This window comes from Phyllobacterium sp. TAF24, assembly GCF_052113785.1.
GTDB lineage: Bacteria > Pseudomonadota > Alphaproteobacteria > Rhizobiales > Rhizobiaceae > Phyllobacterium.
The window spans coordinates 1-10,061 of record NZ_JBFRDN010000062.1; the positions used below are offsets into that span (position 1 = coordinate 1).

8 protein-coding genes and 1 pseudogene are annotated in these 10,061 nt (G+C 55.8%); 5 read left to right on the forward strand and 4 right to left on the reverse strand.

The window, feature by feature from the left end:
• Window positions 1–217: pseudogene (locus AB4Y96_RS26110) on the forward strand (IS110 family transposase); the annotation flags it as partial.
• A gap of 186 nt (window positions 218–403) precedes the next feature.
• On the opposite strand, the gene preA reads toward AB4Y96_RS26110, so the two are convergent.
• The 4 genes from preA to AB4Y96_RS26130 all read right to left on the reverse strand — a co-directional run bounded on the left by preA (window position 404) and on the right by AB4Y96_RS26130 (window position 5,593).
• Complete coding sequence (gene preA / locus AB4Y96_RS26115) at window positions 404–1,714, reverse strand: NAD-dependent dihydropyrimidine dehydrogenase subunit PreA (protein WP_441920915.1); 1,311 nt, start codon at window positions 1,712–1,714, stop codon at window positions 404–406.
• Window positions 1,715–1,727: 13 nt separating this feature from the next.
• A complete protein-coding gene (locus AB4Y96_RS26120) occupies window positions 1,728–3,185 on the reverse strand; it encodes an NAD(P)-dependent oxidoreductase (RefSeq protein WP_441920916.1) in 1,458 nt (485 codons plus the stop codon).
• Between the two features lie 226 nt (window positions 3,186–3,411).
• Window positions 3,412–5,025 (reverse strand): GMC family oxidoreductase, encoded by a 1,614-nt coding sequence (locus tag AB4Y96_RS26125; RefSeq protein ID WP_441920917.1) that lies wholly within the window; start codon window positions 5,023–5,025, stop codon window positions 3,412–3,414.
• A 124-nt stretch (window positions 5,026–5,149) separates the two neighbouring features.
• Entirely contained in the window at window positions 5,150–5,593 is a 444-nt protein-coding gene (locus AB4Y96_RS26130) for a CoxG family protein (RefSeq protein ID WP_441920919.1), read from the reverse strand.
• Between the two features lie 261 nt (window positions 5,594–5,854).
• Here AB4Y96_RS26130 and AB4Y96_RS26135 point away from each other — a divergent pair, with 261 nt between their 5' ends.
• The 4 genes from AB4Y96_RS26135 (at window position 5,855) to AB4Y96_RS26150 (ending at window position 9,814) form a co-directional block, all read left to right on the forward strand.
• Window positions 5,855–6,121, forward strand: coding sequence for a hypothetical protein (locus AB4Y96_RS26135; protein WP_091879131.1), 267 nt, complete (start codon window positions 5,855–5,857; stop codon window positions 6,119–6,121).
• 167 nt (window positions 6,122–6,288) lie between these two features.
• Window positions 6,289–7,941 (forward strand): glucose-6-phosphate isomerase, encoded by a 1,653-nt coding sequence (gene pgi / locus AB4Y96_RS26140; RefSeq protein ID WP_441920921.1) that lies wholly within the window; start codon window positions 6,289–6,291, stop codon window positions 7,939–7,941.
• An 80-nt stretch (window positions 7,942–8,021) separates the two neighbouring features.
• A complete protein-coding gene (locus tag AB4Y96_RS26145; protein WP_441920923.1) occupies window positions 8,022–9,080 on the forward strand; it encodes a peptidase M14 in 1,059 nt (352 codons plus the stop codon).
• Window positions 9,080–9,814, forward strand: coding sequence for an HAD family hydrolase (locus tag AB4Y96_RS26150; protein ID WP_091879127.1), 735 nt, complete (start codon window positions 9,080–9,082; stop codon window positions 9,812–9,814). The genes AB4Y96_RS26145 and AB4Y96_RS26150 overlap by 1 nt, the downstream gene beginning before the upstream one ends.
• Window positions 9,815–10,061 lie beyond the last annotated feature (247 nt).

Genomic DNA, 10,061 nt, shown 5'->3' on the forward strand with positions numbered 1-10,061 from the left:
TCAGGCGGGCCGCCCTCATATCAGGCGCATCCTCTACATGGCGTGCCTTTCCATCATAAGGGCCAAGAGCCAGCCACTGGCACGCTTCTACCAGAAACTCAGAGCCGCTGGAAAACCCTTCAAGGTTGCAATTGTGGCCATCATGCGAAAACTCATCGTCATCATCAACGCCATCATCAAAACCGACACACCATGGAGATTAGAACACCAAATCTGATCAACACCCAAACACAGTTGCTCACCATGAGGCCCTTCGACGGGCTCAGGGTGAGGGGAGCTTTATTCTGCAACGTTTGCGATTAGCGTTGCATCCACACTCTCCCTCATGGTGAGCTTGTCGAACCACGCACCACGAACCAAACAACTCACAAAAACCCGCCTTGGAGGGCGGGTCTTAAGTTTGCTACTCTGCAGCCGCCTTGGCCATCGGATTGTTCGGGTGTGTCGTCCAGTTGGCATAGTCAGGCTGGATCGGTGTCTTGGTGCGCGGATCAATGCCCGACGTCATCGGCACCATGGTGATGCAGTTATCAACCGGGCAGACATTGACGCAGAGATTGCAGCCAACACATTCTTCATCGATCACCTCGAAATGCCGCGCACCATCAACCATCGCTGTGATGGCCTGATGTGATGTGTCCTCACAGGCGATGTAGCAACGACCGCATTTGATGCAGAGGTCCTGATCGATCTGCGCCTTGGTGATGTAGTTGAGGTTGAGATATTGCCAGTCCGAAACATTCGGCACGGCCAAACCGCGGAAGTCTTCGATGGAGCTGAACCCGCGCGAATCCATCCAATCGGACAATCCGTCGATCATCTCCTGCACGACCTTGAAGCCGTAGGTCATGGCGGCGGTGCAGACCTGTACATTGCCGCAACCAAGCGCGATAAATTCAGCCGCATCGCGCCATGTGGTGATGCCGCCAATGCCCGAAATCGGCAGGCCGCGGGTTTCCGCATCACGCGCAATTTCCGCCACCATGTTCAGCGCGATTGGCTTGACCGCCGGGCCGCAATAACCGCCATGTGAACCGCGGCCATCAATCGACGGATTAGGTGCAAATGTATCAAGATCAACCGATACAATGGAGTTGATGGTGTTGATCAGTGACACGGCGTCCGTACCGCCAGCTTTTGCCGCCCGTGCTGGCTTGCGAATATCGGCGATATTCGGCGTCAGCTTGGTGATGACAGGCATACGCGTATACTGCTTGCACCAGCGGACAACCATTTCGATATATTCAGGTACCTGACCGACAGCGGCACCCATGCCGCGCTCGGACATGCCGTGCGGGCAGCCGAAGTTAAGCTCGATACCGTCAGCACCGGTAGCCTCAACCAAGGGCAGAATGGCTTTCCAGGCATTCTCCTCGCAGGGCACCATGATAGAGGCAATCAGCGCCCGGTCGGGCCACTTCTTCTTCACCTCGGTCATTTCCCGCAAGTTCACTTCCAGCGGACGGTCGGTGATAAGCTCGATATTGTTCAGGCCAAGCAACCGCCGGTCAGGGCCGTGGATTGCGCCATAGCGTGGACCGTTGACGTTGACGACAGGTGGGCCCTCTTCCCCCAATGTCTTCCAGACTACACCGCCCCAGCCCGCCTTGAAGGCGCGCTCGACATTGTAGGCCTTATCCGTTGGYGGTGCAGAAGCCAGCCAGAAGGGGTTAGGGGATTTGATGCCGAGGAAATTCGATGAAAGATCAGCCATGTCGATATCTCCTTCAACCAGCAATGTGGTTTGAATGGGTGGGATGCTGGGCCGCGGCTGACGTGCCATCCGGATTCTCGGCCATGACGGCTTCAACAAACCCGCTGACTTTCTCCGGTTGCTGCATCAAGGAGCGATGGATCGATTCAGCGGCAAGCTTGCCATCCTGAACCGCTGCCACAGTCAAATCCTGGCCACCGGCAATGCAGTCACCGCCCGCCCATATGCCGGGAACGGATGTACGGCGATCATCATCGACGCTGATGCGTCCCTTCGCCAATGCCAAGCCGGATTCAGCTAGAATACTCTCCGCTGGCGTCTGTCCGATGGCTTTGAAAATCTGGTCACTGGCAAGCGTGATGCTCTCGCCTGTCCCGGCAAGCCTGCCATCGACCATGGCCGTATAGTCAAGCGTGATACCGCAGACTTCGCCTGCCGCGTTGCGGGTAAGCGCGCGCGGCTGCAACCAATGACGGATGATGACGCCGGTTTTCAGCGCCAGTTCCTGTTCATAGGGGCTGGCATTCATGCTTTCCGGCCCGCGCCGGTAGGCGATGATGACATTCTCCGCACCAAGCAGTTTCGTCTGGACGGCTACGTCGATGGCGGTCATGCCACCACCAATGACGACAACGTCGCGCCCGACGGATATTTGCGATAGGTCTTCGCTCTGGCGCAGCACGGAGATGTAATCAACCGCATCGATGCAGCCCGCGGCGTCTTCCCCTTCAAGGCCAAGTTCATTGACACCCGGCAAGCCCATGCCGAGGAACACCGCATCAAAACCCGCTTTCAGCGCGTCGATACTGATATCGCGGCCAAGCGCCTTATCATTCTCGATGGTGATTCCGCCGATTTCCAGAATGAAATCGAGTTCCTGCTGGGCGAAGTTATCGACGCTCTTATAGGCGGCGATACCATATTCATTGAGACCGCCAGCCTTGGGCCGCGCCTCGAAGATCGTGACATTGTGCCCGTGCTTGGCAAGGCGGTGCGCGGCGGACAATCCGGCGGGACCAGCACCGACAACGGCGACGCTTTTGCCTGTCGGTTCAGCCCGTTTGAATGGGTGCTGGCCTTTTTCCATCAGATGATCGGTGGCATAGCGTTGCAGGAGCCCGATCTTGACCGGCTTGCCTTCAGCCGTTTCGCGCACGCAGGCCTGTTCGCACAGGGTTTCTGTCGGGCAGACACGGGCGCACATGCCGCCCAGAATGTTTTCTGCGAGAATGGTCTTTGCCGAACCGGTGGGATTGTCGGCGGCAATCTGGCGAATGAACAGCGGAATGTCGATGCCCGTGGGACAGGCATTCATGCAGGGCGCATCGTAGCAGAAGTAGCAGCGGTCGGACTCAACGAAGGCCTCATGCCGCGTCAATGCCGGATGCAGATCGGAAAAAACATCGGTGTAGGCCTCAGACTCAAGCCGTCCGGCCCTCACATCACGGATTCCAGAATCAATCGATCCCATGAAATCGCCTCTCCATTTCTGAAATTGCGGCGTCCCGTTCCCTTTGGGAGCACCCGCAATTTGGTGGTGGGCCGGTATGTCCGGCGCCTGTTGAGGGAAAGAATGCCAGATTTTTACAAAAGGTCAAATTTTTTATCAAACGGTCAAGAAAATGCAAAAAAGATGTGTTCCATCCTCTGGCGCTCGCGAAGGAAGGATTGAATCGGGCTATTGAACGAAATGAGATTTATGCAAGTTCTTCCAGAACAAGGCTTGCGCCCTTGGCACCCACCATCATCGCTGCGGCATTGGTGTTGCCGGATATGATGTTGGGAAAAATCGAACAATCGATAACGCGCAGGCGCTCGACGCCGTGAACGCGCAAGCGCGGATCGACCACCGACTGAGTGGGGTCAGGTCCCATGCGGCAGGTGGAAACGGGATGATAGACCGTACCGCTGCGTTTGCGGAAATCGGTAATGAGGTCCTCGTCGCTCCGGCAATCCGGGCCAGGCAGCAATTCCTCGACGATCAGTTTTGACAGGGTTGGTGTGCCTGCAATCTTTCGCAGGAATTTAACCGCATCGAGCATCTCGGCCACATCATGCTCGGTTGAAAAAGCATTCGGCGCGATCCTCGGTGCTTCAAGCGGGTTATCAGAGCGAATATGGATGGAGCCGACGCTGGTCGGACGGCAATTGGACAGGCCAATGGAAAAGCCCGGCCACGGATCAGGTGTCAGGATTGGCCGCTCGCCCTCCTTGGGGCGCACTGTTGAGAACGCCTGAAAATAAAGCTGCATGTTTGGGCGTGAGCGGGATGGATCGGTGCGGAAAAAGCCCCCGCCCTGATTCATGCTGATCGATAGCGGCCCTGTTCGCAGCAACAGATATTCGATGCCGACCAGCATTTTTCCCCACCATGGCCGCAGCACCTGATTAAGTGAGGCGACATTGGCGCGGTAGGTGTAATTGATGCCTAGATGATCCTGCAGGTTTTCTCCGACCTGACTATTGGCTTGTACGACGGGGATGCCGAGTTGCTGCAATCGCGTTGCATCGCCAATGCCTGATAGTTCAAGCAGCTGTGGTGAGTTGACGGAACCGCCGCACAGAATGACTTCGCGCCCGGCAGTGACTGTCTCGGTTTGGCCATTGCGAATAAACTCGACGCCGGTGGCGCGCTTGTCCTTGAAGGTGACACGCTGCACCATTGCGCCTGTGAATACAGTCACATTGGCGCGCTTCATCGCCGGGCGCAGGAAAGCCCGCGCGGCGGACATGCGCCGCCCGTTCTTGGTGGTCAGCTGAAACGGTCCTGTGCCTTCCTGTGTAGCGCCATTAAAATCAGCATTATAGGGCAGGCCCGCCTCCTGTGCGGCTTTCAGAATTTGGTTGGCAAGCGGATGAAACAGGCCCGAGCAGTCGGTGACATGAACGGGGCCGCCGTGGCCAAGGCTTTTCGCTGGTCCGTCATGATCTTCCAGCGCCCGGAATATGGGGAGCAGGTCATCATGGCCCCAGCCGGGATTACCACGCTCGCGCCATTCGTCGAAATCTTCCCTTGCACCACGCACATAGACCATGGCGTTGATCGAGCTTGATCCGCCGAGTACCTTGCCGCGCGGCCAGTAATCGGCATTGCCACCAAGACCAGGATCGGATTCGGCGCGGTACATCCAGTTGACGGATTTGTCATAAAAGGTTTTGCCATAACCAAGCGGCATCTGCACGAAAAACCGCCGGTCCGAACCGCCTGCTTCCAGCACAAGCACAGAATGACGGCCGCTAGCGGACAGGCGCTCGGCAACAACCGATCCGGCTGAGCCTGAACCAACAATGATGAAGTCAAACGCGCGCATGAATTCCAGCCTGAATGCAATCTTTATCTGCGGGCAGGATATCCGGCTTCGTTGCATCAGACCCAAACGTCATTCCGCCATGGCTTATGGAAAATACGACAGGCCGGTCGATTTCTGGAAGGTCTCAGGTGCTGGCGGCAATCTGACCAAGGCTTTCGAAAAACCGGGCGGCAAGTTTTGTGGCCCAGGACGATACCAGTCGGCCGCCGATTTGGGCAATTCTGCCACTCACATCGGCATGAACCTTATAGACAAGCACAGTCTCGTTGCCTTCTTCGATCAGATTGACATCCGCTGCGCCTTTGGCAAATCCGGCAATGCCGCCCTTGCCCTCGGCGGTGATGGTGTATGAGTGCGGGGGATTGAGATTGCTGAGTTCAATCCTGCCGCTGAATCGCGCCTTTATGAGGCTGAGTTTCACGACGACTGTCGCTTCAAGTTCTGTATCTGAAATCCATTCAAGCCTCTCGCAGCCGGGAATACAGGCTTTCAGGATGTCTGGATTATTCAATGCTCTCCAGACTGCATCGCGTGGTGCAGCGATGCGCTCTTCGCCTGTTATGTCCATATTTCAAATCCTCTTTGCAAAGAGAAGGCTAAAATAGACGACTCAGCCTGTCCACAATTTATAAAGGCCAATATTTTTGCCAATGTATTAAATCCTGTCACAAAACATCATGATACTGGCGATGATGGCTCTAGACCGAACAGAGGCAGTGTAATAACAGGGTTAAGACTTTGTGATTCCGTAGGGATGACGCATCACAGGGCAATATTGGAGAAGTGTTTCACTTCTCTACTTCACTCATCTCATCAAGGGAGACTGCAAATGAAATTGAAAATGGTCGCCGGCATTTCGCTGCTGGCTGTCGCTCTCGTTGGTTGCTCGAAAGCCCCTACCTGCACCCAGGAAGAGCTGACCAAAAAGGCCGGTGAAATCACCGCTGCCGTACAGCAGGTCGTTACCAAGGACCCATCCAAGGCACAGGGAATTGTTACCAAGATGCAGGAACTGGCGACCAAGTATCAGGGCCAGACCGATCTGAAAGACGCCTGCAAGGCGTATGATGAAGTTCTGACAGCTATCAAGGGCTGATAGACTTTTGCGCCGCAGTTCCGCCCGGATTTGCGGCGCACACTCCTGATGTTAAATCGGCCTGACGTTAAATCGGAAGAGATTCTGCTTTTGACCGATTGAAACAAAATGATTCCGGTGGCAGGTTCCTGCCCGACAGGTTCAAGGCGTGACTTCAGGAGAGAGATATGGCGAAGGTGAAAGCGAACGACCTGCGTGGTTCCGTTCAGGCATTGAAAGCACATTTCAAAAGCGGCGCACCTAAAAACATGCGCGCAACCTTTGCAGAAGATCCCAAACGCTTCGACCGCTATTCGCTTCATCTTGATGATCTTCTTCTTGACTGGTCGAAATGTCTCGTCAATGACAAGACATTGTCGCTTCTTGCCGATCTGGCAAAAGTTGCCAATGTCGAAGCCCGCCGTGATGCAATGTTTGCCGGCGAACCAATCAACAATACGGAAGGCCGGGCCGTTCTGCACACAGCGCTGCGCAACCGCTCCAACAAGCCTATCAAGGTTGATGGTGTGGATGTTATGCCCGGCGTCAATGATGTGCTCAAGCGCATGGGTGCCTATGCGGATGGTCTGCGCTCGGGAGCGATCAAAGGTTCCAAGAACAAGCCGATTACTGACGTGATCAATATTGGTATTGGCGGTTCCGATCTTGGGCCGGCCATGGCAACGCTTGCGCTGTCACCCTATCATGATGGCCCGAAGACGCACTTCGTCTCCAATGTTGATGGCGCGCATATCGCTGATACACTGAAAGACCTTGACCCGGCGACAACGCTGATCATCGTCGCCTCGAAGACATTTACCACCATTGAAACCATGACCAATGCCAAGGCAGCGCGCAAATGGATCGCCGATGCGCTGGGCGAGAAGGCCGTTGGCCAGCATTTTGCAGCGGTTTCGACCGCACTCGACAAGGTCGACGCCTTTGGTATTCCAGAAGACCGGATCTTTGGTTTCTGGGACTGGGTTGGCGGTCGCTATTCCATCTGGTCGGCTATTGGTCTGCCTCTGATGATTGCTATCGGGCCCGAAAATTTCGGCCGTTTTCTCGATGGCGCCCATTCAATGGACGAACATTTCCGTAAAGCTGCGCTTCACAAGAATCTGCCCATGATGCTCGGTCTGGTGGGCTACTGGCATCGTGCCATCTCCGGCTATACCAGCCGTGCCGTTATTCCCTACGATCAGCGTCTGGCCCGTCTGCCCGCTTACTTGCAACAACTCGATATGGAATCGAATGGCAAGGGCGTCACCGTTGATGGCAAGCCTGTCTCCGGGCCAACTGGTCCTGTCGTCTGGGGCGAGCCCGGCACCAATGGCCAGCATGCTTTCTTCCAGCTTCTGCATCAGGGCACAGACACGATCCCGCTGGAGTTTATTGTCGCGGCGAAGGGGCATGAACCGCATCTGGACAATCAGCACGAGATGCTGCTTGCCAATTGCCTTGCCCAGTCGGAAGCCTTGATGAAAGGCCGCACGCTTGACGAGGCCAAGGCGCAGCTTGCTGCGAAAAATCTGCCGAAGTCCGAAGTGAAACGGATTGCACCGCACCGCGTTTTCACCGGCAATCGTCCATCAATCACCATCGTCTACGACAAGCTCGATCCTTTTGCGCTTGGCCGCCTGATTGCACTCTACGAACACCGGGTGTTTGTCGAGGCGCAGCTTTTCGGCATCAATGCTTTTGACCAATGGGGTGTTGAGTTGGGCAAGGAACTGGCGACGGAACTTCTCCCGATCGTCTCCGGCGAGGTCAAGCCAAAGGACAAGGACGCATCCACGCAAGGTCTTGTCGCGCACTTGAGAAAACGCCGCGCCAAATAGGCTATAATGGCCCAATAACAAACAGAATGGGTTTCCGGCCTTTGCTCCAGGGCCGGATTTGAGGAACCGGGAAAGCATTGATGAAAACCGAGACTATTCAGCTGGCTGGCGATGTGCCGGGCAATCATATTGAACTGCGCGTGCTGCGTTTTGCGGGCAAGGATGAAAAGGCGGTCAGCGCCTATCTGCAATCCTCCCTCCATGGCTCCGAACTGCCCGGCCAGGCTGCCTTGCATTTTCTTATTCCCATGCTGGAAAAAGCTGAGAAGGAAGGTCGGATATCCGGTAATATTACTGTCGTTCCGCAGGCCAATCCGGTTGGATCGGCGCAGTGGCAGTCGCATCAGCATCTAGGCCGGTTTGATTTCTTTTCCAGCGTCAATTTCAATCGTTCATTCCCGCTGCTCGATACATTCGATACTTCAAGGCTTGTTCCCATTGATGGCCCGAAATCTCTGGCGGAACGGTTGAAGGCACAATTGCTGCGTCTGGCGCTACCCCATGAAATCGTGCTCGACCTGCATTGCGATGATGAGAGCGAGAATTATCTCTATATCCATCAGGCTTTCCTGCCCGAGATGTATGATCTCGCTGCGGCGCTGGGCTCAACAGCTATTCTGTCATGGAACAGCACTGCCGATGCCGCCTTTGAAGAAGCATGCGCCCATCCGGTTCTGCAACTGCCGGAAGCCAAGCGCGACGTAAAACGTCGTGCTGTTACAACTGTTGAGTTTCGCGGGTTGAGCGATGTCGATATCGCTACCGGCAAAGCCGATGCGGAAGGCCTTTACCGTTTCCTCGTGCATCGCGGTGTGGTCACTGATCCTGCCGTCAAGCTGATTGTCGATTTCAAGGGACCGGTCACGCCACTCGAGAACGTTGAAATGATCCGCGCGCCGCAGGGTGGTATGATCCTGTTTCATGTTGATATCGGCGATGAAGTCGAGGCGGGTGCGAAACTGGTCACGATTGTCACAGTTCCGGGCGATCCTTCGGGCGATATCACGCTGATAGCACCGCAGGCAGGCCGCATCCTCACGCGCCGCAGCCATAGGTACACACGCCGGGGCGATGATCTCCTCAAGCTGCTGGGCGCCAAGCGTTCCGAACAGGCGCGGCCCGGGTCACTGGAAGCCTGATGGCCCGCGCTCAACCTTCGGAAATCCGCGCCATCCTGTTCGACAAGGACGGCACGCTGGTTGATTTCAATCGCACATGGTTCGGCATCACTATGGAACTTGCCCACAAGGCGGCGGGCGGGGACGAGGGTCGTGCGCGCGCCCTTGTTGAAGCTGGTGGCTATGACTGGGAGATGGAGCGTTTCCGTGGTGGCTCTGTTGTGGCTGCCGGAACGATCAACGACATTGTCGATCTCTGGCACCCGGAATTGACGCTGGAAGAAAAGCGCGAGCGCATTCGTGCCTATGACGAATATGCGGTGCGTGAGGGCTCGCGCCGCGCTGTAGGCATTGACGGATTGCGTGAGACGCTGGAACGGTTGGCCGCGCAGGGTTTTGTCCTTGGCATCGCCACGAATGATTCCGAGGCCGGCGCACGCGCAACCGCCGAAGCCTTGGGGCTGACCTCTCTCTTTTCGGTCATCATTGGTTATGATTCCGTGGCGCGAGCAAAACCCCATGCTGACCAGCTGGAGCTGTTTGCAGCAAAGACGGGGTTTCCGGCCAGTGCCATCGCCATGGTTGGAGACAATGGGCACGATCTGGAAATGGCCCATGCTGCCGGTGCAGGGCTTGCCGTGGGTGTGCTCTCCGGCAACAGCACGCTTGATGATCTTGCTTCGTTAAGCGATGTCATACTGGGTTCGATTGCCGATCTGCCGGATTTTCTGGCTGGGCGGGCCAAATCACAGTAGTTCTGATTGATGTGACAGGTTGATGCCCGTGGTGCGTGGTTCGACAAGCTCACCATGAGGGAGAGGGGTGATGCAAGGGAGTCAGGTTCTGCATCCTTTGTGATCTGTAAAGTTGGCGATTATCGTTGCCTCCTCACTCTCCCTCATGGTGAGCAACTGTGTTTGGGTGTTGATCAGATTTGGTGTTCTAATCTCCATGGTGTGTCGGTTTTGATGATGGCGTTGATGATGACGATGAGTTTTCGCA